Annotated in this window: 25 protein-coding genes; 15 read left to right on the forward strand and 10 right to left on the reverse strand. The window is 66.2% G+C overall.

The features are described from left to right. A partial coding sequence (locus ABJO18_RS06720) for a DUF4347 domain-containing protein (protein ID WP_348515806.1) occupies nt 1–3,095 on the reverse strand: 3,095 nt, incomplete at its 3' end. A 309-nt stretch (nt 3,096–3,404) separates the two neighbouring features. Between ABJO18_RS06720 and ABJO18_RS06725 the strand changes: the two genes are divergently transcribed. The 8 genes from ABJO18_RS06725 (at nt 3,405) to ABJO18_RS06760 (ending at nt 8,435) form a co-directional block, all read left to right on the forward strand. Further along, nucleotides 3,405–4,001, forward strand: a complete 597-nt coding sequence (locus ABJO18_RS06725) for a tail fiber protein (RefSeq protein ID WP_348515807.1) — start codon at nt 3,405–3,407, stop codon at nt 3,999–4,001. Between the two features lie 19 nt (nt 4,002–4,020). Next, the gene (locus ABJO18_RS06730; RefSeq protein WP_348508222.1) at nt 4,021–4,302 is read left to right on the forward strand and encodes a hypothetical protein; all 282 of its coding nucleotides are present in this window, start codon (nt 4,021–4,023) and stop codon (nt 4,300–4,302) included. Nucleotides 4,303–4,346: 44 nt separating this feature from the next. Continuing rightward, nucleotides 4,347–4,943, forward strand: a complete 597-nt coding sequence (locus ABJO18_RS06735; RefSeq protein ID WP_348508223.1) for a tail fiber protein — start codon at nt 4,347–4,349, stop codon at nt 4,941–4,943. Nucleotides 4,944–4,962: 19 nt separating this feature from the next. Then, nucleotides 4,963–5,244: a hypothetical protein gene (locus ABJO18_RS06740; RefSeq protein WP_348508224.1), complete on the forward strand. Its 282-nt coding sequence runs from the start codon at nt 4,963–4,965 to the stop codon at nt 5,242–5,244. A gap of 87 nt (nt 5,245–5,331) precedes the next feature. Next, a complete protein-coding gene (locus ABJO18_RS06745) occupies nt 5,332–5,889 on the forward strand; it encodes a GNAT family N-acetyltransferase (protein WP_348508225.1) in 558 nt (185 codons plus the stop codon). 118 nt (nt 5,890–6,007) lie between these two features. Next, the gene (locus ABJO18_RS06750; protein ID WP_348508226.1) at nt 6,008–6,553 is read left to right on the forward strand and encodes an SCP2 sterol-binding domain-containing protein; all 546 of its coding nucleotides are present in this window, start codon (nt 6,008–6,010) and stop codon (nt 6,551–6,553) included. Next, nucleotides 6,553–7,536, forward strand: coding sequence for a peptidase U32 family protein (locus ABJO18_RS06755; RefSeq protein WP_348508227.1), 984 nt, complete (start codon nt 6,553–6,555; stop codon nt 7,534–7,536). The genes ABJO18_RS06750 and ABJO18_RS06755 overlap by 1 nt, the downstream gene beginning before the upstream one ends. Then, the gene (locus tag ABJO18_RS06760; protein ID WP_348508228.1) at nt 7,527–8,435 is read left to right on the forward strand and encodes a U32 family peptidase; all 909 of its coding nucleotides are present in this window, start codon (nt 7,527–7,529) and stop codon (nt 8,433–8,435) included. Before ABJO18_RS06755 ends, ABJO18_RS06760 begins: the two co-directional genes overlap by 10 nt. A gap of 25 nt (nt 8,436–8,460) precedes the next feature. Here ABJO18_RS06760 and ABJO18_RS06765 read toward each other — a convergent pair whose 3' ends face one another. From ABJO18_RS06765 to ABJO18_RS06775, 3 genes are read right to left on the reverse strand one after another with little or no spacing between them, the layout of a single operon-like run. Further along, nucleotides 8,461–8,703 (reverse strand): hypothetical protein, encoded by a 243-nt coding sequence (locus ABJO18_RS06765; RefSeq protein ID WP_348508229.1) that lies wholly within the window; start codon nt 8,701–8,703, stop codon nt 8,461–8,463. Beyond that, nucleotides 8,687–9,259, reverse strand: a complete 573-nt coding sequence (locus ABJO18_RS06770; RefSeq protein WP_348508230.1) for a sigma-70 family RNA polymerase sigma factor — start codon at nt 9,257–9,259, stop codon at nt 8,687–8,689. Before ABJO18_RS06770 ends, ABJO18_RS06765 begins: the two co-directional genes overlap by 17 nt. A 6-nt stretch (nt 9,260–9,265) precedes the next feature. Then, nucleotides 9,266–9,643, reverse strand: a complete 378-nt coding sequence (locus ABJO18_RS06775) for a hypothetical protein (protein ID WP_348508231.1) — start codon at nt 9,641–9,643, stop codon at nt 9,266–9,268. Nucleotides 9,644–9,809: 166 nt separating this feature from the next. On the opposite strand from ABJO18_RS06775, the gene ABJO18_RS06780 reads away from it, so the two are divergent. The 3 genes from ABJO18_RS06780 to ABJO18_RS06790 all read left to right on the forward strand — a co-directional run bounded on the left by ABJO18_RS06780 (nt 9,810) and on the right by ABJO18_RS06790 (nt 13,800). After that, on the forward strand, nt 9,810–11,297 hold the full coding sequence (locus ABJO18_RS06780) for an amidohydrolase family protein (RefSeq protein WP_348508232.1): 1,488 nt from the start codon (nt 9,810–9,812) through the stop codon (nt 11,295–11,297). 84 nt (nt 11,298–11,381) lie between these two features. Beyond that, the gene (locus tag ABJO18_RS06785) at nt 11,382–12,803 is read left to right on the forward strand and encodes an amidohydrolase family protein (RefSeq protein WP_348508233.1); all 1,422 of its coding nucleotides are present in this window, start codon (nt 11,382–11,384) and stop codon (nt 12,801–12,803) included. Nucleotides 12,804–12,840: 37 nt separating this feature from the next. Beyond that, nucleotides 12,841–13,800 carry a polysaccharide deacetylase family protein gene (locus ABJO18_RS06790; protein WP_348508234.1) on the forward strand — a complete coding sequence of 320 codons (960 nt, stop codon included), beginning with the start codon at nt 12,841–12,843 and terminating at the stop codon, nt 13,798–13,800. Between the two features lie 11 nt (nt 13,801–13,811). Here the strand turns inward: ABJO18_RS06790 and ABJO18_RS06795 are convergent, their stop codons facing one another. Genes ABJO18_RS06795 through ABJO18_RS06810 form a run of 4 tightly spaced genes read right to left on the reverse strand, consistent with a single transcriptional unit; the run spans nt 13,812 to nt 17,069 of the window. After that, nucleotides 13,812–14,537 (reverse strand): DUF3299 domain-containing protein, encoded by a 726-nt coding sequence (locus tag ABJO18_RS06795; RefSeq protein ID WP_348508235.1) that lies wholly within the window; start codon nt 14,535–14,537, stop codon nt 13,812–13,814. Between the two features lie 8 nt (nt 14,538–14,545). After that, entirely contained in the window at nt 14,546–15,805 is a 1,260-nt protein-coding gene (locus ABJO18_RS06800) for an ABC transporter permease (protein ID WP_348508236.1), read from the reverse strand. Beyond that, on the reverse strand, nt 15,802–16,503 hold the full coding sequence (locus ABJO18_RS06805) for an ATP-binding cassette domain-containing protein (protein WP_348508237.1): 702 nt from the start codon (nt 16,501–16,503) through the stop codon (nt 15,802–15,804). Before ABJO18_RS06805 ends, ABJO18_RS06800 begins: the two co-directional genes overlap by 4 nt. Next, entirely contained in the window at nt 16,500–17,069 is a 570-nt protein-coding gene (locus ABJO18_RS06810; protein WP_348508238.1) for a DUF2796 domain-containing protein, read from the reverse strand. Before ABJO18_RS06810 ends, ABJO18_RS06805 begins: the two co-directional genes overlap by 4 nt. 122 nt (nt 17,070–17,191) lie before the next feature. On the opposite strand from ABJO18_RS06810, the gene ABJO18_RS06815 reads away from it, so the two are divergent. Continuing rightward, entirely contained in the window at nt 17,192–17,563 is a 372-nt protein-coding gene (locus ABJO18_RS06815; protein ID WP_348508239.1) for a MerC domain-containing protein, read from the forward strand. Nucleotides 17,564–17,570: 7 nt separating this feature from the next. Here the strand turns inward: ABJO18_RS06815 and ABJO18_RS06820 are convergent, their stop codons facing one another. Further along, nucleotides 17,571–18,164 (reverse strand): DUF1579 family protein, encoded by a 594-nt coding sequence (locus ABJO18_RS06820; RefSeq protein WP_348508240.1) that lies wholly within the window; start codon nt 18,162–18,164, stop codon nt 17,571–17,573. 50 nt (nt 18,165–18,214) lie between these two features. Then, entirely contained in the window at nt 18,215–19,669 is a 1,455-nt protein-coding gene (locus ABJO18_RS06825) for a hypothetical protein (RefSeq protein WP_348508241.1), read from the reverse strand. A 201-nt stretch (nt 19,670–19,870) separates the two neighbouring features. On the opposite strand from ABJO18_RS06825, the gene ABJO18_RS06830 reads away from it, so the two are divergent. The 3 genes from ABJO18_RS06830 to ABJO18_RS06840 all read left to right on the forward strand — a co-directional run bounded on the left by ABJO18_RS06830 (nt 19,871) and on the right by ABJO18_RS06840 (nt 22,886). Next, nucleotides 19,871–21,082: a helix-turn-helix domain-containing protein gene (locus tag ABJO18_RS06830; protein WP_348508242.1), complete on the forward strand. Its 1,212-nt coding sequence runs from the start codon at nt 19,871–19,873 to the stop codon at nt 21,080–21,082. Between the two features lie 201 nt (nt 21,083–21,283). After that, a complete protein-coding gene (locus ABJO18_RS06835) occupies nt 21,284–22,561 on the forward strand; it encodes an FAD-dependent oxidoreductase (protein WP_348508243.1) in 1,278 nt (425 codons plus the stop codon). Then, entirely contained in the window at nt 22,530–22,886 is a 357-nt protein-coding gene (locus tag ABJO18_RS06840; protein WP_348508244.1) for a RidA family protein, read from the forward strand. The genes ABJO18_RS06835 and ABJO18_RS06840 overlap by 32 nt, the downstream gene beginning before the upstream one ends. The last annotated feature ends 14 nt before the right edge of the window (nt 22,887–22,900 follow it).

Raw genomic sequence — 22,900 nt, forward strand, 5'->3', positions numbered from 1 at the left:
ACATCAATCCCGGAAATCTGGTCCGTCGCGGTCGCAATCGTGCCGGAACCCGTCACCGAGCCGCCCCCGCCCGAGGAGGTGATCGCATAGTCGTAATCCACGCCGACCTCCGCACCCGCAAAGGTGAAGGAGACAGCATTGTCATTGGCCGCCGTCACCGGGTCCTGGTCCAGGGAGACCGAATAACCCGACGGCACCACCACGTCCTTGGAGACAGTGTCCGTCGCAGCCACGCCGGTATTGCCGCCGCTATCGGTCAGCGTCACAGACAGGGTCAGCGTACCGTCGACGAGGCTGAGCACGTCAATGCCGCCGATCTGGTCGGTTGCCGTCGCAATCGTGCCGGACCCGGTGACCGAGCCGCCACCATGCGACGAGGTGATCGTGTAATCGTAATCCGTCCCGACTTCAGCACCGGCGAAGGTGAAGGAAACACCATCGGCATTGCCGGCATTGACCGCAGCCTGGTCGAAAGAGGCACTGTAACCCGCCGGCGCGAGCGCATCCTTGGACGCCGTATCGGTTGCAGCGGCGCCGGTATTGCCCGCCGGATCGGTCAGCGTCACCGACAGGGTCAGCGTCCCGTCATTCAGACCGGACACATCGATCCCGGATATCTGATCGGTCGCGGTTGCAATCGTGCCGGAACCCGTCACCGATCCGCCACCGCCCGAGGAGGTGATCGCATAGTCGTAATCCGCGCCGACCTCCGCACCCGCAAAGGTGAAGGAGACGGCATTGGCATTGGCGGCCGTTACCGGGTCCTGGTCCAGCGCAACGCTGTAGCCCGCAGGCGCCACGGTTTCCTTGGTCGCCGTGTCCGTCGCCGCACCGCCGGTATTGCCGCCACCGTCCGTAAGGGTCACCGACAGGGTCAGCGTCCCGTCCGGCAGGCCCGAGACATCGATACCGGTGATCTGGTCGGTCGCCGTCGCAATCGTCCCGGACCCGGTCACTGAACCGGCCCCACCCGAAGAGCTGATCGTGTAATCGTAGTCCGCACCCACCTCGGCGCCCGCAAAGGTGAAGGACGCCGCCCCCGCATTGCCGCTATTCACCGGATCCTGGTCCAGCGTCACGGAATAGCCAGCGGGTGCGGCCGTGTCCTTGGCCGCGGTATCGGTCGCCGCACCGCCGGCATTGCCGGCTGTGTCTGTCAGCGTGGCCGACAGGGTGAGCGTCCCGTCCGGCAGGCCGGAAACATCGATGCCGGAGATCTGGTCGGTCGCTGTCGCAATCGTGCCGGAGCTGGTTACAGACCCGCCACCACCCGAGGACGTGATCGTATAATCGTAATCCGCGCCCACTTCCGCGCCGGCAAAGGTGAAGGACACCGCGCCCTGATTGCCCGTCGTGACCGGGTCCTGGTCCAGAGTTACGGTATAGCCCGCTGGCGCCGTCGCGTCCTTGGCGACCGTGTCGGTCGCAGCCCCGCCCGTATTGCCGGCAGCGTCTGTCAGGGTGACCGAGAATGTCAGCGTGCCATCCGGCAGGCCGGACACATCAAGTCCGGTAATCTGGTCCGTTGCCGTCGCAATCGTGCCCGATCCGGTGACGGACCCGCCCCCGCCTGAGGAGGTAATCGTATAATCGTAGTCCGCGCCCACCTCTGCCGACGCAAAGGTGAACGAGGCAGCGTTGTCATTGGCCGCATTCAGAGCGCCCTGGTCGATACCGATCGTGTAGCCGGAGGGCGCATCGCGATCGACTGTATGGGCGGAGCCCGAGGAATAGGCCGCCGGACCGGAATTGGCACTGTCATCGGCGATATTGGTACCGCCGTCCAGATCGAGCCGGATCGTACCGGTACCCGTGATGCTGTTCACCGTCACCGTGATCGGATCGCCGCTGGCTGCAGAAACACTGGCGATCGTGCCGCCGGCGGACCCGGTCGTCGTCAGGGAAAAATCGTCGGTCGAGACATTGTTGGCGTTCTCGTCGAAGTCGACGACGAAATCGATGCTGGCCGCATTCGCGCCCGGAGTGCCGGAAACCGTGATGCTTTGAACAGCCGGCGCGGTGGAATCGGCAGGCGGCGGATCGAACACGAAGCTGTCGATCTGCATCTCGATGCCGGCGGCGTCGGAGGTGAGAACAACCTCGTCGACATTGTCGAAGGCCGCGCCCATGGTCGCCGTCCCGGTGCCGGTCAGCGCCCCGCCGCTATAGGTGCCCTGGGATACACCGCCCAGGAAACCTTCCACCGTCACGATCTGGCGGCCCGGAATGATATCGTGCCAGAAGGACACGAAGTCGAACCGGGTGCCCGGCGTGGTGTGGGTGATGCGGATGGAACCCGCGCTGGGCGAAGCATCATTGTGCCGCGCCACGGCAACACCGGTATTTCCCTCGCCACCATTGGCGAAGCCGATCCATTCGGCGGGCGTGTTGGGCGTGTCGTATTCGAAGCTGTAATTGCCGTCCGTTATTGTCAGACCAGGATAAAAGATCGTCCCGCCGATACCGTTGAAATTGGCCTCTTCGCGAGCCACGATGGCTTGCAGGACACCGGCATAGCCCGACGCCGCAAACCCGGCCTGAACCGGGCTCCGGTCCAGTTCGCCACGTGTCCATTCCAGCGCCCAGTCACCGCCCAGCGAGCCGGCGCCGGTCAGGTTGGTCGATGCGGCCATGTCGGCGCCCAGCGCGTCCGCGAAGGCGCTGGCGAAACTCGCGCCCTCAGCGCCGGAGGCGACGTCACAGGCGTAGAGACGCACATCGGCATTATCCGCCAGCGCAGCGCGGATACGGGCCAGATAGTCGATTTCCACGTCCAGCGCGGCGCGATCGATGCGGCCGCCGGAGAATTGCAGCGCGCCTGGCGCGCCGTGGGAAATCAGGTGGACACTGCGGATGCCGTGCCGACCGTCCATATAACCGGCGATTTGTTCAAGCGGCGGTCGCCCGGCATCCAGGCGGACATACTCCGCGTCACCGGCTGCATGTTCGAACACGTCAGCGCCCGTGACCCCGGGATCGACGAACACCACCTCGTTCTGCGCCTGGGCCGGAGCCAGACAGGCCGCAGCCAGGATGGCGAAACCGGCCACGCAGTTGCGCGCAGCCTCGATCGAACCGAACAACGACTTGAACATCTTTCCCCCCGGGGCGCGTCGCCCCCGCACGAAACCGCGCACAATTTATGGTCATGATTTTACATGACACATCGCCTAGTCATACAGTTGCGCCCGGGACGGCTCAACGAAAATCTCTGAAGTGCCACCAGATCTGACTGATCGCGTTTTACGCGAATTTTCGATTTTGCAATCATACGAGGACCGAATGGCGGCATATTCCCCGATTTTTCAGGGATTTTATCAACCTTCAGAGATTATTTTCCATCACACACTTGTAAGTTATGCGTTTTCTGTCAGGCTCACCGCCGGCTTGCAGGGGAGAGACATATGGAAGCCTACATGAGCATGATTACGCCATATGGTTGTAATTTCGTCATTCGAAGCTGGGGGCAGTGCGCCGGCGGCCTTATCGCGATCAGCCAGAACGATGCCCTGTTCTCGCTGCTCGGAACCAATTTCGGCGGCGACGGCCGCACGACGTTCGGCCTGCCGGATCTGCGCGGCCGGGCGGCCATCAGCTGGGGCCAAGGTCCCGGCCTGAGCTTCCACAATATCGGCGCAAAAGGCGGCACCGAACAGGTGACCCTCACCCAGTCCCAGATGCCGGTGCACAATCATTCGGTCTTCATCACGGCGGCGACCCAGCCCGGTGCGACAAGCCTGCCGGTCACGACGGGCGGCGGGGACGCCTCCACGCCCGACGGCAATTACATGGCCGCAACCAGCAGCACCAACCGCATCTACGGCTCCACCCTGTCCAGCCCGCCGGGTGAGATGGGCCCGATCCCGCTGCCCTCGCAGCAGGTCAGTGTGCAAGGCACTACAATGAATTCCGGGGGCAGCCAGCCCGTCTACACAGAGTCGCCGTACCAGGCCGTGAACTACCAGATCTGCATGTACGGCATCTATCCGTCGCGCGCCTAACCGAGCCAGGAGCCTTGTCATGAAGAAAACAGATCAACTGACCGCACAGGACTTCCAGGCCCTGGTCGGCGCCACATTCCAGCTCGCCCACAAGCCGGTCTCGCTCGAAAGTGTCGAAGTCCGCGAAGCGCCCACGCCGGAACACCGTGCCCCGGCCAGCATCACCTTCATCGCCGACGAGGAGATCGATGTGGATCACGGCACCCACCTGCTCTCCCACCCGGAACTGGGGGATCACCTGCTGCACATTCACCGCGTGAATGGCGGCGAGAAGCCGACCTACGAACTCATCATCGGCTGATCGTCCGGACTGCCGCGGCGCCGCACTGCTCAAGGGAGATGGGCATGGAAGCCTATATCAGCATGATCTCAGCCTTCGGCTGCAATTTTGTAATCAGGAACTGGGGCGCCTGCTCGGGCGGCCTTCTGGCGATCAACCAGAACACGACCCTGTATTCGCTCATCCAGAATTTCTACGGTGGCGACGGCCGCACCTCGTTCGCGCTGCCGGACCTGCGCAGCCGGGTACCGATAAGCTATGGGCATGGCCCGGGCCTGAGCAGCAAGGCCCTCGGCCAGATCGGCGGCCGTGAAACCACCACGCTGACCATCATCGATCTGCCGATGCACCATCACGACATGTCGATCACCGGCCAGACCCAGCCTGGCGAGGCAAACCTGCCCGTGACAACGGGCGGTGGCGACGCCTCCACGCCGGACGGTAACTTCATGGCGGCAACCAGCAGCACCAACCGCATCTATGGCTCGACCCTGTCCAACCCGCCGGGGGAGATGGGCCCGATCACCATTCCGGCGCAACAGGTGACGGTGAACGGGATGACCGGTGCGTCCGGCAGCAGCCAGCCCGTCCACACACAGTCGCCCTACCAGGCGGTGAACTTCCAGATGTGCATGTTCGGCATCTACCCGTCACGCAGCTGATCAGGGGAGGAGCCCCATCGTGAAATCGCTTGAAGATCTCAAACCGGAAGACTTCGAAACTCTGGTCGGCAAGGCGTTCGAGCTGGACGGTCACACTGTCACGCTGAAGAAAGTCGAGACGCGCGAAGCGCCGGGCAAGAAATTCCGTGCGCCGATGAGCCTGGTTTTCTCCGGGCCGGAAGATACCGGCGTGATTGCCGGAACCCACACACTCTCGCATCCGGACATCGGCGAACATGCCCTGCTCGTTCACCGGGTCACCGATCCGGACGAACCGACCTACGAGATCGTCCTGGGTTGACCGGCTTCGGCCGTCCCGGTCTCACCCCCGGGGCGGCCTGACCGCCTTGCGTCGCAACCGAACCGCCCCGACATTTCCGGTAAGACCATGTATCAGCCGTCCCAGACATCCAGTGCCGCAGTCAATCCGCTCGACCTCAACCTGCGCCCCGCCCAGGCGAAGGACGAGGCTTTCCTGCGCGCCGTGCATGACGCCGGGCGCGCCTGGGAATTCGAGCCGCTCAAGGCGGCCGGCAAGGATGATTTGCTGGCGAAGATCTACAAGCAGCAATACGCCGCCCAGCACGACGTCTATTTCAACGCCTTCACCCTGGCCAAATATGCCGTGGTGGAATGGTGCGGCCAGCCCATCGGCCGGCTGTATGCCGACTTCCGCGATCACGAGATCCGTATTCTCGACCTCAACATCCTGCCCGCCTATCGCGGCCGGCGGATCGGCGAGATCATCGTGCGCAGCCTGTGCGCCCAGGCCGCGACCGAGCACAAGCCGGTGACGCTGCAGGTCCACCCGCTCAACAGGGCGCGGACCTTTTACCAGCGCCTCGGCTTTGTGATTGCCGGACAGCCCGCACCGCACTCGCCGGGTGCCGGCGCTTTTGTCGAGATGGCCTGGCACGATCCGGCCACCGCCGCCGCCCAGGCCTGAGCCCGAACCCGGGCCTGAACCTGCGACATTCCGGCCGTGCGCCCGTATGCCGCGGGGGCTCGCCGCCTGACTTCGACTACCCCTGAAGACCGGACAAAGACCGGACCGAGGGGGCTCCATGCATTCCACCACCACATCCGCACCGGCATCCTGGCGCCGTCCCGCCCGCCTGTTCGAAGGCGCGCCCTTCCCGCTGCCCGCAGCGCCGCCCTGGCCGTCGCCGCAGGCCGCGAGGATCGCCCTGGCACCGCTCGGCGCCATGCTGACCCTCAGCCTGCACCGGGTGCTGCGCCGCCATCCCGACCTCCACGACCGGCTCGACGCGGCCCGCAACACGGTGATCCGGATTGCGCCCGCCGAATACCCCGTCGCCTTCGAGATCGCGCTGAGCGATACCGGCGGCACCGTCACGGCCCTGCCGAAATCCGCATCCGGGCCCGCCAATGTGCGGGTGGAAGCACCGCTGGAGTGTCTTCTCACCATCTTCCAGGGCGAGGATGACGGTGACGCCGCTTTCTTCTCCTCCGAACTGGCGATCGAGGGCGAGATGGCGCCACTCGTCGCCCTGCGCAATGCGATCGAGGCCGCCGGTCTGGACTGGCGCGACCTTCTGCCCCTGCCGCTTCCACCCGGCCTCGATGCGCTGATCCGGAGGCTGGCCTGATGCTGGAACTCGTCTGCCCGGCCGGCACACCGGCCAGCCTGCGTGCGGCGGTGGAGAGCGGGGCCGACGCCGTCTATTGCGGCCTGCGCGACGCCACAAACGCCCGCAATTTCCCCGGCCTGAACTTCTCGCCCGACGAGCTGGCAGCCTCGGTCGAGTTCGCCCACGCCCGCGGCGCGAAAGTCCTGCTCGCCGTGAACACGTTCGCCACGGCCGGCGACACAGCGCCCTGGACCGGGGCCGTCGACACGGCCGCCGCCTGCGGCGCGGATGCGATTGTCGTCGCGGACCTGGCCGTGCTCGATCATGCGGCAAACCGGCATCCGCAATTGCGCCTGCACCTCTCCGTCCAGGCCGCCGCCGGAACGCCGGAGGCCATCGCTTTCTACGCCGAGCGCTTCGGTGTGAAACGGGTCGTCCTGCCGCGCATCCTGTCCATTCCCGAGATTGCCGCCCTGGCCAGGGAAATCCCCGTCGAGATCGAAGCCTTCGCCTTCGGCGGGCTGTGCGTGATGACCGAAGGCCGGTGCGACCTCTCCTCCTATGTCACCGGCCGCTCGCCCAACCTGTCCGGCGTCTGCTCGCCATCCGAATGCGTCAGCTATTCCAGCGAGAGTGGCCAGCGCTCGGCGAAGCTGTCCGGCCTCACCATCGACCGCAGCGCTGCCGGCCAGCCGGTCGGTTACCCGACAATCTGCAAGGGACGTTTCGTCGACAGGGGCGAGGCCAGCCACATCTTCGAGGACCCGGTGAGCCTCAACACGATCGACGTCCTGCCCGACCTCATCCGCGCCGGCGTCAGTGCGCTCAAGATCGAGGGGCGCCAGCGCGGCAAGGCCTATGTCCAGCAGGTCACGCGCGAATTCCGCACGGCCATCGATGCCGTACTCGCCGGTCAGGGCACCGGCACCGCAAACACACTGGCCGCTCTCACCGAGGGGCATCGCAGCACGACGGGGGCATACCGCAAGACATGGCGCTGACATCCACATCCATCGGCCTCACCCTGGGCCCGCTCTATTTCAACTGGCCCGCCGCCCGCCTGGCCGATTTCTATGCCCGTATCGCCGACGAGGCGCCGGTCGACCGTGTCCATCTCGGCGAGATCGTCTGCGGCAAGCGCTCACCGCTGACCATCGACTCGGTCGTGGCGGCGGCCGAGCGCCTGGAGCGCGGCGGCAAGACCGTCGTCTGGTCCGGCCTCATCTCGCCGGTCAACAAGCGCGAACGCCGGATGACCCGGGATCTGATGCAGGGCGACAGCCTCGTCGAGATCAATGATTTCGGCGCCCTGAAGGACCGGCAGGACCGGCCCTTCGCCGCAGGCCCCTTTCTCAACATCTACAATGAAGCCGCCCTCGCCCTCTTGGCCTCGATGGGCTGCGAGCGCTGGTGCCCGCGGGTCGAGCTTTCGCTCGACGCGATCTCGGCCATCGCCGCCGGCAATCCAGGCGTGGAGGTCGAGCTCTTCGCCTTCGGCCGCCTGCCGCTGGCCCATTCCGGCCGCTGCTATCACGCCCGCCAGGACGGGCTGACCAAGGACAGCTGCCAGTATGTCTGCGAGAAGGACCCCGACGGCGCCGGGGTCGAGACGCTCGATGGCATCCCCTTCCTCGCCTATAACGGCGTGCAGACCCTGTCCCACGCCCTGCATGTGTCGCCCTTTGCCTCCGCCGCCTTACGGCAGAGCGGCGTGAGCGCGTTGCGCCTGTCGCCGCACACGGGCGACATGGTCGCGATTGCAAAGGCCTGGCGCGGCTTTCTGGACGGCCGGAGCGATCTGGACGCCCTGCTCGCCGCCATCCGCGGTGAAATGCCGGGTTTCGACCTGGTCAGCGGTTATCTGGCCGGCAAGCCGGGGCGGGAATGGGCCGCCCCGTAGCGCAGGACGCCCGGGCCCGGCTTTGTCATCCCTCACTCTCGCACCAGGCCAGCGCCAGGGCGGACAGGGCGATATAGAGTACCACCAGGCCAAAGCCCGGCGTGTCCTGTTCGGCAAAATCGGCGATCACCGGCAGGGCGAAGCCGAGGCCGGCCAGCCAGGCCAGCAGGATCAGCGTCGAGACGATCGCCCGGCCGTGACGCACCAGCCGCAGCCGGATCGACAATATCGCGGCCCGCCGCCGGGCCCGGTCAGTCAGACTGCTCATCTCCGTCCTCCTCGTCTTGTGGAGCGAGCCGTGCTGCCAGCCGCTCCTTTGCGCGTTTGACCCGTGACTTCAGCGTCCCCAGCGGCACCTTGAGTGCCCGCGACGCCTCGACATGCGTCAGCCCGCCGATCTCGCACAGGATGGCGACATCGCGCTCTTCCGGCGCGAGCGCATCCAGCGCGGAGCGCACATCGATCGGCCAGTCCGGATCGCTGGTCAGCTGGGGCCGCACCTCGCCGCGCAGCCGGTCGAGAATGCGCCGGTGCGAGCGCTGGCGCCGGGCCAGCATCAACAGCTCGCGATAGCCGATGGCGAACAACCAGGTGCGGAAAGCCGACCGGCCGTCATAGCGGCGGATATGGATGAAGGCCTTGATCAGCGCCGACTGGGCGAGGTCCTCGGCATCCTGACGGTGGCGGATCGAGGCGGTGAGAAAATCGGTCAGGGCCGCCTGGTGCCGGCGCACCAGCTCCTCGAACGCATCCGCATCCCCCGCTGCCTGGCACAGCGGGATCAGCTTGCTGTCGCTGAGCTGACGGAGCGGCCGGCGGGTCATCGGCCGCTAGTGCTCGTCCCGGCCGGTCAGCAGGAAGTGAAAGGCCAGGTGGACCAGTCCCAGCGTGAAGGGCAGGCCGGCGATCGCCAGCACGAAGAGCTGGGCCCGCAGGCTTTCCATCAGGGCGGCCAGCACAAGACCGGGCAGGACCAGCGCCAGCAGGATCAGCCCGCGCCGCAGGTCGCGGAAACGCCGCCGCGTCCCGCCGGCGATCTGCGCCAGCGCGGCCTGGTCGACCGTCTCGCAGCGCTCGACCAGCAGCCGGATCGTGGCGAGGTCCGCCTTGCGTTTGCGGTAGGCAAAGAATTGCGCGCTGATCGGAATGGCCGCGAGGAAAGCCACCACCAGGATCGGGATGAGTTTGGCGACGATATCGTCTTCCACGGCGACCTCCAGCCTGCCTGTTTGCGCTTTGATGCAGGCACATGCTGCCACGGATGACGGGCAGGCGATCTTTTTTCGGCGTCATCCGGATCGGGCGATGCCCGCATCCAAGGGCTCAGACCCGCTGCGATTTCCGCAGCCTGAAAACGCCAAGGAGCCCTTGCCCATGACGCCATCCCGCCTCGCCGCCGCGACCCTCGCGCTGTGCCTGTCCACCGCTGCACACGCCCAGGACACGCTGCAGATCACCCATGTCACCGTGATCGATCCTGCCAGCCGCACGGTCCGGCCCGACATGACGGTCACCCTGTCCGGCGGCCTGATTGCCGCGGTGGAGCCTGCCGCGCTGGCGACCCTCCCCCAAGGCGCTCAGGAGATCGACGGCCGGGGCCGTTTTCTCATCCCCGGTCTGATGGACATGCATGTGCACACCAATGTCGCGCCGGTGACCGAGACCAGCCTCGCCCTCTTCCTCGCCCATGGCATCACCTCGGTGCGCGACATGGCAGGCGATTGCTGGGAGCCGCAGACCCCGCCCTTCCTGTGCCGGGACGATCTGGTGAACTACAATGCCCGCATCGATGCCGGAGCGCTGGCCGGGCCGGACCTGGTGCGCCTGTCGAGCGCTTTCGTTCAGAGCGACCGCACCGGCCATCTGCCGCCGGACGCCGATCCGATGTTCATGCCGCAAACGGAAGAGCAGGGCCGGGCCCTCGCCGACTATCTCGACGCGCGCGGCGTCGATCTGGTGAAAATGTATCACGCCATCTTCCCGGCCGCCTATGAAGGGCTGATGGACCGGGCCGGCGAGCTCGGCCTGGAAGTCTCCGGTCATATTCCGCTCGTCCTGTCCGCTGCGGAAGCCGCGGCGGCCGGCCAGCGCACGCTGGAGCACGCCAAGGACATCGTCACCGATTGCAGCGGGTTTGGCGCCGAATACCACGCCCGCATCCGCGCCGTGATCGGCGGCGACCGGACAGCACAATGGCCGGACGATGCGGAACGGCTTTCCCGCACCGTGGCCAGTTTCGACGAGAGCACCTGCCGCGCCCTGATGCGCGAACTGGCCGCCAATGGCACCTATTACGTTCCCACGCACGGCACGCGCGAGATGGATGTGCGGGCGGGCGACCCAGCCTATCGCGACCATCCAGCGCTTGCCTACATCCCGGGCTTCCAGCGCCAGCACTGGGATGCCGATCTCGACCGCACGGCCGCCGAACCTGCCGAAGTCCGCGATCACTATGCCCGCTTCTACGCCCTGGGACTGCAGGTCACAGCGCTGGCTCATGAAGAAGGCGTCGCGGTGATGGTGGGCACCGACGCCAATGACACGATGATCATTCCCGGCATCAGCGCCCATGAGGAACTGGCCCGCCTGGTCGAGGCCGGACTGGGTCCGATGGACGCGCTGCGCGCCGCGACCGCGACGCCGGCCCGGTATCTCGGCCGCGACGGCACGCTGGGTACTGTCCAGGCGGGTGCAGAAGCCGACCTCGTCCTGCTGGACGCCAATCCGCTGGACGAGATCGGAAACACGCAAGCCATCGCGGCCGTCATCGCCGATGGCCGGCTGCACGACCGGACCAGGCTCGATGCGTTGCTCGATAATGTCCGCCAGCGCGCAGCCGAAGGCACCCTGCCCGGCCAGTAACGAACCACGGGCTGCCGGAGCGGGTTGCCAGATACGCTACGTGCGTAGCACTATCGCTAGAATCGTAACATCCGGAGTTTTCTCATGTTCTGTCGCGCCATCACGGCGGCACTGACCGCCGGCCTGGCCAGCCTCGCGGTCAGTGCAGCCGGCACCGCCCAGCCTCCCAAAAGCCTGTCGGAATCGGTGACGCGCCATGTGCGGATCGACGCTCCGCGTCTGGCCCTGACCGGTCTGCAGCTGATCGACGGTTCGGGCGCTCCGGCGCGGCGGGACCAGACCATCCTGATCGAGAATGGCCGCATCCGGGCCGTGGGTGACAGCGGCGACGTGACGGTCCCCGAAGGGTTCGAAGTGGTGTCGCTCGACGGCCGGACGGCAATGCCGGGCATTGTCGGCCTGCACAATCACCTCCACCACCCGGGCGTTCCCGTCAGCCATTTTGCCGCGCCGCATCTCTACCTCGCCGGCGGCGTGACGACCCTGTTCTCCGCCGGCAGCGCCGCCCCGATGGCCGAGCTGAACATGGCGGAAGCGGTTGTGCGCGGGCTCGGCCCGGGCCCGGACATGCGGATCGCCGCGCCCTATGTAACAGGCCCCGAGGGCAATTGGGTGATGCCGCGCCCGGCCTCGCCGCAGGCCGCCCGCGACTTCGTCGACTACTGGGCCTCCGCCGGGGTTTCCGGGTTCAAGCTCTACCGCCACGTCACGCCGCCGATCGCAGCCGCGATCATCGACCAGGCGCACACGCACGGCCTCACCGTCACCGGGCATCTGTGCTCGCTGACCTTCCACGAGGCAGCGGAGATGGGGATCGACCGGATCGAGCACGGTCTGATTTCCATGTCCGACCTGGTCGAGAACAAACCCGAGGGCGAATGCGTCTCCACCCTGTCATCCCTGACCGAGGCCGACATTGACGGCCCGGCGGTCGGTGCGGTGATCGACACGCTCATCGCCCATGACGTGACGCTGACCTCCACGCTGGCCATCATTGAATCCCATTTCGCCCATCGGCCGCAGGGCGAGTCGCGCGCGCTGGACATGCTGTCACCGGTCGAGCGCGCCGCCTATGACGCCCGCCAGACCGCGCTTGCCGAACGTCGCGACACGACCCGTTTCACGCCTGCGCTTTTCAGCAGCATCCTCGCATTCGAGCGCCGCTTCGCCGAAGCCGGCGGCCGGCTCGTCGCCGGTCCGGACAATGGCCGCCACATCGTCGCCGGCTATGGCGATCAGCGGAATCTGGAACTCCTTGTGGAAGCCGGCTTCTCCGTCCCCGAAACCGTGCAGATCATGACCCATAACGGCGCCGTCGAACTCGGCCTGGGCGAGGACCGCGGTCTGGTACAGGCCGGCTACCGGGCGGACATCCTGATCCTCAATGGCGACCTCGCCGCCGACCCGGCCGCGATCCGCTCACTCGAATACGTGTTCCGCGACGGTCTGGCCTATGATCCCGCCAGCCTCGCCGAAACCGTGCGCGGCGAAGTCGGCCTGCGCTGATCCCGAACCCTCCATCCAGCCAAGCGGACCGGACACCATGTTTTTGCGTTACCTTCTGCCCCTGACACTCCTTGCCGCCCCGGCCGCTTCCGCACCGGGGGAGGCTCAGACCACGCCCGCCGCGCCGCGCGGCACGATCGCGATCACGTTCGACGACGCCCCCCGTGGCGACGGGGCCTTCTTCTCCGGTTCCGAACGGACCCGCGAACTGATCGATGCGCTCGAACGCGCCGATGTCGATGGGGCGATGATCTTCGTGCTGGGCCGCAATGCCGAGGCGGACACCGACGGGCTCGACCGGTTGCAGGCCTATGCCGCGGCCGGGCACAGCCTGGCCAACCACTCCTATTCCCATACCTGGCTGTGGCAGAGCGAACCGGCCGCCTATCTCGCCGATATCGACCGCACCACCGGCCTGCTGGAAAACCTGCCTGGCCATACGCCCTACTTCCGCTTCCCCTTCCTCGATGAAGGCCGCACGGTCGAGGGCCGCGACGCCCTGCGGCAAGGTCTCGCCGAACGCGGCCTGCGCAACGGCTATGTCACCGTCGACAATTATGACTGGTACATGGATGCACTGGTCCAGCGCGCGGTCGCAGCCGGGCGCGAGGTCGATATGGACGCGCTGCGTCAGGCCTATATCGACATCCTGCTGGAAGGCGTCGATTTCTACGATGCGCTGGCCCGCGAGACGCTGGACCGGTCTCCGGCCCATGTCCTGCTGCTGCACGAAAACGATCTCGCCGCGCTCTTCATCGACGATCTAGCCATTGCCCTGCGCGAGGCGGGCTGGCAGATCGTGCCGGCGGAAACTGCCTATGCCGACCCGATTGCGGACATGCTGCCCGACACGCTGTTCAACGGGCAGGGACGCGTCGCCGCCCTCGCCCACGCCGCCCGCCTGAAGCCCGCACGCGAAATGGTGCCGCCCTTCGAGGACGAAGCCTGGCTGGAAGCCGAATTCGCCCGCCGCGGCGTCTTCTCCAGCGCGGACTGAGGGGTCTTGGATTAGTCCCGATAAGGCTCGTGACTGATCAGGCGCATTGTGTAGGCGGCATCGCCCAGCCCGTTCATGTGCCGGTCCGAAGACAGCTCGCCCGTCACCCAGACCGGATCCCACAGCCGGTCGACCCGCAGCGGTTCGTCCAGCGTGACATAGACGATCTGGTTGGGTGGCGGCGGCGGGGTGTGAATGCAGGCGCCGAAATAGGGCACCAGCAGAAACTCGTCGATCTCGCCACCGGGCTGATAGTCCAGCGGCAGGATGAAGCCGGGCATGCGCACCGTCTGGCCGATCAGCGCCGGCTCGACATTGAACGTGCCGATCTGCTGCATCTGGCCGCCGAAATGATTGATCTCCATCGTCGCATAGGCCGAGTTGTAGAGCTGCTCGATCCGCTCCAGCTCACCTTCCGGCAGGAGATCGTCCCAGTTGATGGTGATCACGCCATTCTCGTCCGGCGGCGGAAAGTCCGGACCGGGCGGCGGCGGCGTTGCCCGCAGCGGCGCTTCATCGTCTGACGAGGCCGCCGCTTGCACATCGGGCCCGGCAGATTGCTCGGCCTCGACGGCCTGCTCTTCAGGCTGTGACGGTTCCGGTTGCGCGGCTTCCGCGGTCTGGGAACTGCCCGCCGCCGCGGCTTCGGTGCCGGGCGAGGAGTCGGCACCGCTGGGACTGGCGCCGCAGGCGGCGAGCAGAAGCACGGGAAGCAGGTAGATGCGGATCGAAGACATGATGGACCTCACAAACGGATGGACAGGCCGTCGGCCAGCGCATTGCGCTGTGCCCGCCAGGCCGGCCAGGCGCCCAGCAGCGCGCCGGCCAGGGTGACGGCCCCAAGGACAAGGATTTCGGTCACGCCCGGGCCGCCGGCCAGGTCGAGCCCGTAGCGCGTGGCAACCGAGCGGGCGATGATGGCAAAGCCGATCTGGGCCAGGAGGATGCCGATCACGGCACCGGCGGCCGCCAGCGAAGCGGCTTCCAGGATCAGCAGGGCGAAGATGTCGCGCGGCCGCGCACCGGTCGCCCGCAACACCGCCATCTCGCGGCGGCGCTCGTTCAGCCCGGCCGACAGGGCGGTGAGGATGCCGGTCATGCCGACCACGACGACCAGCAGCGAGATCGCCTTGAACGCCGTCTCGCCGGCCCCGATCACCTGCCAGAGCTGTGACAGCGCCACGCCCGGCATGATCGCGCTCAGCGCCTCGCCCTGATAGGTATTGATCTGCCTTTGCAGGCCCAGCACGCGGATCGGCGAGCTCACCCCGACCAGGACGGCCGTGATACTGTCGGGCTCGAGCGTGCCGGCATCGAGCGTCTCGCCTGCAGCCTGGCCGGACGGCGGCGCCCCACTCTCCCAGCCGACATGGATCGCCTCGATGCTTTCCAGCGAGACATGGACGGACCGGTCTACCGGTGTGCCCGTCGGCGCGAGAATGCCGACAATCTCGAAATCATGGCCTGAATGCTCGGCAAAGCTGACATCGCCGATGCCGTGCGACAGCCGGATAAACCCGCCCAGGCCATAGTCGAGCTGGCGGGCGACTTCCGCACCCAGGACCACTTCATGCGTTCCGTCGAAAGCCCGGCCATCGGCCAGCGCCAGCGGTTGGCGGCGGCCGTAGCGGTAATGATCGAAATAGGCCTGTGTCGTGCCCACGACCCGATAGCCGCGATGACTGTCGCCGAGCGAGATCGGCACGGCCCAGTCGACATCCGGCGCCGAGGCAATCAGCTGATAGGTGTCCCAGCCGATATTCGCGGTCGGATCGCCCAGGCGGAAGACCGAATAGAGCAGGAGATTGATCGCCCCGCCGCGTGCGCCGACGATCAGATCGGTGTCCGAAATGGTGGAGTCAAAGCTCGTCCGCACACCGGTGCGGATCTTCTCCACGCCCAGGAACAGCATCACCGCGAGCACGATGGACAGGATCGTCAGCGCCACCGAGACACCGCGATTGGCCAGGCTCTTCCAGGCCAGGGTCAGGAGAGACGTGCTCATGCCGCCTGCCTCGCGCGATTGATATCAGCGAGTTCGATCTGCCGGTCGAACCGGTCCGCCAGGGTGCGGTCGTGGCTGACGAACAGAAGCGCGGCGCCCGACTTGCGGCACTCCGTGGTCAGAAGGGAGAGGAAGGCGTCACGGGCATCCTGGTCGAGCGCCGAAGTCGGCTCGTCCGCGATCACCAGGCCCGGCCGGCCGATCAGCGCCCGGGCGGCCGCCACACGCTGCTGCTGGCCGACACTCAACGCCGTGACCCGGCGCGTCAGGCTATCGGCATCCAGCCCCAGCGCGTCGAGCAGGCGGCGCGCCTCGGTGTGCGGATCGGTCCCGTCCTGCTTCAACCGCGCAGCCCGCTCCGCCGAGAAGCGCAGCGGCAAGAGGACATTCTCCAGCGGGCTGAGATAGGGCACGAGATTGAACAGCTGGAAGACGATCCCCAGCTGCGCCGCGCGCAGGGCATCGCGCCGGGCGGGACGGGCCGGGTCCATGCGGGTTCCCAGGACGCAAATCTCACCCTCGCGGCAAGGCGTGATCCCGGCGATCAGGCCGAGCAGCGTGCTCTTGCCGCTGCCCGACGCCCCGGCGAGGAAAACCGCTTCTCCGGCAGCCATCTCGAACCGGTCGATCTCCAGCACCGACGGCCCGCCCGGCCAGGCAAAGACCAGGTCGCGGATGCGAACAGCCGGTATGGTCATGGCGCCAGACGATGGTCCGGAGCTGCCGGCGTCAGGTCGAAACCGGCCTGCCGGTCCGGCGACACCAGGACCGCCTCGATCGTCTCGAACCGTTCGAACACCTCGAAGACGCCCGTACCGATCCGGCGCAGACGCTGCGGTTGCGCGCAGTCGAAACGGTAGGTCACCCGGATATCGTGATACCCGGTATCGGCAATCTCGCCGCCCAGATAGGCACAGCCGGCATCGCGATCGAGTCGCAGCACCACGCCTTCGGCCAAGAGGCTGGACCGGGCCTCGCTGACAGCACGCACCTCATCCGCATCGCGCGGCTCGCGTTCGAAACCGAAGAGATTATAGCCCGGTGTCTCGAACTCGGCCTCGACCCGTCCGCCGGCTTCGATGGCGACGCCCAGATGGCCGACACCGTGGACATGCGCTTCGTGTTCCTCGTGCCCGTCATGATCCGCGTGATCATGGTGCGCATCGTGATCTTCATGTGCCGTCTGTGTGGCACCTGTGTCACCCGTATGTAGCCCGAATGAGGCCAATATGGTGCCGGCAAGCACCAGAATATTCGGTCCCACTGCACATCTCCCTGCGAATTCGCGACGAGCGTCGTTGATCGTTCAGGGATACGTTATTATGTAACACAACATCGGCTCAAGGGGGCCGCTCATGTCTTTTTTGTCACCCCGGAGGGAAATGCATGCGCCGCAGCCAGGACGCCGTCGGGATCGCCCTCTCAGGACTGTGCCTTGTGCACTGCCTGGCCCTGCCCTTTGTGATTTCTCTGGGACCGGCGCTGGTCTGGATGGAGGATGAGCGTATCCACCTCGCCCTGGCAGGCCTGGCGCTTCTGGTCAGCCTCAATGCCATGCGCAGCTGGCCGGGCGGTATGCGCGGCATCGCCCTGCGTGGCCTTGCGATCACGGGTCTGGCGCTGCTCTTCTTCGGCGCGCTGGCCGGGGTTTCCGAACTGGCCGAACGCGTCATCACTGTCGTCGGCGCCAGCGGCCTGGCCCTCTCGCACGGCGCCGCCTGGCTCACCTCAGCCGGCCGACCCGCACACCGGCACTAACCCTCTGTCACTGCGTACCGAAACGCACCCGCTCGATCCGCTGGAAGGGCTGCCAGGTTTCGCCGGCATCCCTGCTGGCATCGACATGAAGCGTGTTCCGGTCCGGACTTTCGATCGAGAATGTGAGCCGGAAATAGGTCCGCGACCCGTCCGCGCCGAGATAAGGTGTATCGGCCCGCAGGTCGTCGACCACCAGATCGCCCTCCCCGGTCATCACCCCCTCATAGACATCCATATTGCCCCAGGTATCGTCGAGCGCCACGAGCCGGAAGACATCGCGGTTCTGGTCATACTGGATGGTGGTCTCCAGGCGCCAGGGCTGCGCCGGCCGCTCCGGCGCCTCGATCCGCTGAGCCAGCCCGTCCAGCAGATAGCGTGTGGTCTCGCGATAAGCCGTTTCAGCTGCATGCCAGCTGCCATCGGGTTGCGGCATGTATTCCGTCACAACCCAGTCCCCGGCGAGCGGCGCCAGACGCGCCATCTCGGCTCGCGCCTCAGCGCCCCAGCTCCGGCGTGTGGCTTCGTCCTGGGCGAGTGCGGCGGCGGGCAGACCAAGCCCCGCTACAAGCGTGACCGTCGCGAAGGTGAAAGATCTCAACATGATATTCCCTTGCTTCTAGCGCCCGAAAGGAGGGCGAAAGGTGTGAAGTCTCAGCGCCCGCGGCGCCGCGCCTCCTCGGCCATGACGGCATCCATCGCCGGATCACGGCCGGCGATATAGGCAGGCCAGTCGAGCGGCGCCGGGATGTCGACATCGAGATCTTCGATCAGGATCGGGAAGATGTGCAGGCTGCCCCAGGCGCAGCGGAAAAGCCCGGTGCAGCCATTCTGGAGGTCGTAGAAGCCGGTCGAATAGCGCGCCCGGAAGCCGCTGTTCGGCAGTTCATACCCCCAGCCCTCGGCCCAGAACTGCAACCGGTCACCGATTGCCTCGCCAACCAGCAGGACACGCTCCGGCGCAACTTCCCTGGCCGAGGCCAGATTGACGATCGCGGCGGAAAACGTATTGCCGCTGGTCAGCAGGTACACCCGGCCATCCAGACCGACGAGGTCCGGCAAGGCCGCCATCATCGCGTGCGTGATGGTCAGGTCTCCGCCGCCGCTGAACCGCTGATCAACGACAACCGCGCGCGCCGGTTGTTCGGTCAGCGTCTGCACGACGCGGCTGGAGAAGGCCGCCAGGCTCTCTTCGCCGCCATCGTCGAGATTGGTGCGCAAAGCGATGTAGACGATCCCTGTATTTTCGATCCGCTCCATCCAGTAGCCGCGCCCCGGCTGCTGAAGATAAAGCGGGGACGCATCAGGCTCGGCCGCGACCCATCCCTCGGTGACATGGACCCAGGGCTGGGGAAGATCACCGGGAAAGGCCCGTTCAGCGTCCGGTGCGGCAGGTTCGGCATCCAGCAACACCTGTACGGTCTCGCCATCGGCCAGTGTCAGGTCAAGCCGGACCGGCATGTCCGCCTCGCCAGCGTCGACCGCTGCCAGAAAATCCGGAGCGTCGAGCAGCGCCGGAGCCTGGGTGAGGTAGAAGGCGTCATTACCGCCATAGGCATCGCGGAAGCGGGCGAGGAGTTCCTCAACCTCTACCCCGTTGATCCGCTCTACACGGGCACCGAGCAGCGGCTGCTGCTCCGGCCGGACCCGCAGGATACGGATTTCGCCGTCCATCTCCGCCATACGGACAGGCAAGCGGGGGAAGCGCGCCACCAGGCGCGTGGCCGGCGTATTGGAATGCCCGTTGTCGATCTCGGCCTGAGCCCGCGCCAGGCCCAGCATGAATTCGGCGTCGGTGAGCGAGCCCGCATTGGCCTCGAGATAGGCGACGCGGGCGTCAAAGCGCGCCCGCATCTCGTCGGTCATCGAGCGCTCATTGCGCCGGACATGGTGGAAATGCCGCAGATCCTGCAGGCGCGCCTCTGCGACGGTTTCAGGCTCGCCCTGGAAAAGCGGGGGAAGCGGGATCGGATGAAACGCGATGATGGTTGCAATGATCAGCAGGATCGAACGGCCGAACCAGGCTGCGACCGCAGCTGCAGCCAGCCACAGATACCAGGGGACCAGGCGAAAAGGCGCCGTGATCAAACGCCAGAACTTGCGAAACATGCCGGGTATCCTCGACCGCGTTCGAAACAATACATCGAACCTGCCGCGCGATGCACGCGGACGCGATAAGCTGGATGGAGGCTTTCATCGCCCGCCCCCGCATGGCGCGATAAGCTGCGCCGGACTTAACGCCCGCCCGGTATAAACGCGCAACCAGCGTCAAGCCCCGGAACGGGCCGGATGAAGCGCCGGAGATCCGCAATGCCGCACGCCGTACTCAGCACGCTCTACTTCATGGCGTTCAGCCACGCCTTGCTGCTGACGGTCATTCTCTGGCGGCGGGCACCGTCCGGTTCACCGGCACGGCTGCTGGCTATCGCGATGGCGCTGCTGGCTTACAAGCTGCTCGAAGGCGGTGCGGTCCATTCCCAGCTCTATCGCTACATGCCCCACCTGCTCGATCTGCTGCCCAACATTGTGATGGTGCTTGGGCCCGTGCTCTACGCCTATGTGCGCCGGATGACCGGGCAACGGGCCTTCACGGCCGGCAACTGGGTGCTGCATCTTTTGCCCGCATTTGCGGTCTGGCTGCTCAGCGCACCGGACGTGTTCCGCAGCGGCGACGCCAAGATTGCGATGTGGGCTGCGCTGCAGCAGGACCAGGCGCCCGGTGACATTTCAATGCTGCTGACGATCAAGCTGGTGGCGATGAAGGTGCATCTGGCGAGCTATCTCGCCCTGGCCTGGCTGCGCCTGGATGCGTTCGCGCCCGCGCTCGACCAGCTGCGAGCCGACAACAGCCGCAACGTGCTGCAGCGGCTGCGCCAGCTGATGATCGCCTTCATCCTGCTGGAAGCGCTGTGGGTCGGCCTGTTCCTGGTGCAGCAAACCACCGGGCTGATTACGCTGGGCACGGTGGGCCAGGCCTGGCTGCTTTTCCTCTCGGCCATCATTGTGCTGATCGCGTTGCAGGGTCTGCAGAAGCCGGACTTCCTGATCACCGAGGAAGAGCGCGCGCTCACAGGGACACCCGCCCCGCCGGCGGAAGACCCGGCAGGGTCCGGAACCGAGGCTGGTGCGACAATCAAATATCTCCATTCGGCCCTGCCGGACACAGCGGCTGCAGAAGTCGCGGCCCTGATCGAACAGCGGCTCGAGGAAGACGCCCTCTACCTCGATGAAAGCCTGTCTCTCACCAAGCTGGCCAAGGCGATCGGTCACAAGTCGCACACCGTCTCGCAGGTGATCAACCAGCACATGAAGAGCAATTTCTACCGGCTGATAAACAGCTATCGCGTCCAGTACGCGCTGACCCTGATCGAGGATCCCAAGCGGCACTGGTCCCTTGAACGGATCGCGATCGAATCCGGCTTCACCAATCGCGTCACCTTCAACAAGGCGTTCAAGGAGCAGCTGGACTGCACGCCATCGCAGTATCGCGCGGAACGCCGGCCCACGTCCGGACAGGTCTGAGCAGGCGGTTCCGGCGGGGGTATGCACCGGCGTTATGGCCCCTGCCCGAATATGAAGTGGCCGAAGACACGGCGCACTTTCTATGGTCAGGATATGCTTCAACCCCGTGCCGGAAAGAACCATGCACGCGTGCTCATGTCCTGACAGCCGGCCATCCGGACCGGCCCCTGCCCGCACAAGACAAGCGGGACCAAACGCGGCATGACGCGCACGCTGAAATCCGTGGCCATTATCGGTGCCGGCGTGGTCGGCGTGGCGACCGCCTATGCCCTGGCCAGGCGCGGGCTGGATGTCACGGTGATCGACGGCCGCGAGTCCGCCGGCCGCGGCGCGTCCTACGCCAACGGGGCTCAACTGAGCTACCTTTACACCGACGCCCTTGCCAATCCGCGCCTGTTCCGCGACATGCCCGGCCTGCTTCTCGGCCGCAGCGAAGCCTTCCGCATGCGATTGAGCCTCGATCCGGACTATCTGCGCTGGCTGCTGGCCTTTCTGCGCAACTGCACCGCCGGTCGGTTCAAGCGCAATACGCTGGCAGCCCTCGAACTGGGGCTGGAGTCCCGGCTGCAGATGGCCAGCCTGCTGGCCACGCACGATCTTGATTTCGGCTATGCGGTGCGCGGCAAGATGCACCTCTATCACACCGAAACCGCCTTCGCTGCGGCGCGCCGGGTGATGGGGATGAAGAATGTCGGGCCGGCGGCCCAGCAGGCTCTCAGCTTTGACGAAGCCCGCGCGATCGAACCGGCGCTCGATGCGGCGCCGGACCGGCCGGTCGGCATCATCTACACACCGGATGAAGCCGTCGGCGACTCGTTCCGGTTTTCCAGCAACATGCTTGAGCTGCTCCAGGCACGCTATGGCGTGCGGGTGATCTTCGACGCCACCGTCAGCGAGGTCAGTACGGTATCGGGTCAGGCGCTTCTGTGCACCGACGGCCAGGCTGTGAAGGCCGACATGGCCGTCGTGTGCGCCGGTGCCGATGCCCGCCGCCTGCTTCACCCCTTCGGCGTATCGATCCCGGTCATGCCCATGAAAGGCTACTCGCTGACCGCTCCGCCCGGTGACGCCGCGCCGACGGTCAGCCTGACAGACACGACCAGACGGCTTGTCTTCACCCGGCTCGCTGGCCGCATCCGCGTCGCGGGACTGGCCGATCTCGGCTGGCGCTCGGCCGATCCGGATCCGGCCCGGCTCAACACGCTGTTACAGCACGCAAGAGCCTCGCTGCCTCAGGCCGCCGCCTTTGACGATGCTTCAAGCTTCTGGGCCGGGCTGCGCCCCATGACGCCGAACTCATTGCCCTGCATCGGACAGGCCGGCCCGGCGCTCGCCTACAATGTCGGGCACGGCATGCTGGGCTGGACCCTGGCAATGGGGTCCGGCGAGCGGCTGGCCCGCCAGATTGCACCCGATTTCAACCCGGTATCAGAAGGACATGCCGCACATGACGTCAAAACCCTTGCCGCCACCCCTTAGCCCCACACGCGAAGCGGCGGGCCTGCTGTTCATATCCGGCCAGCTGCCGCGCGGCGATGACGGGAAAATGGTCGCCGGCGGGATAACCGAACAGGCGGGCCGGGCCATCGACAATCTGGCCGCGGTTCTCGCCCGGCACGACATGACGCTGGACAATGTCGTCAAGACCACGGTCTGGCTGACCGATGCCGCGCTGGCAGGTGAGTTCAACGCCGTTTATCGCGCGCGGTTCGCCGAACCCTTCCCGACCCGCTCGACGGTGGTGTCCGGCCTGCTGGCCGGCGACGCGCTGATCGAGATCGAAGCCATCGCCCACAAGGGCTGATCCCCGACCCTCCC

The sequence above is a fragment of the Maricaulis sp. genome (assembly GCF_039978735.1).
GTDB lineage: Bacteria > Pseudomonadota > Alphaproteobacteria > Caulobacterales > Maricaulaceae > Maricaulis.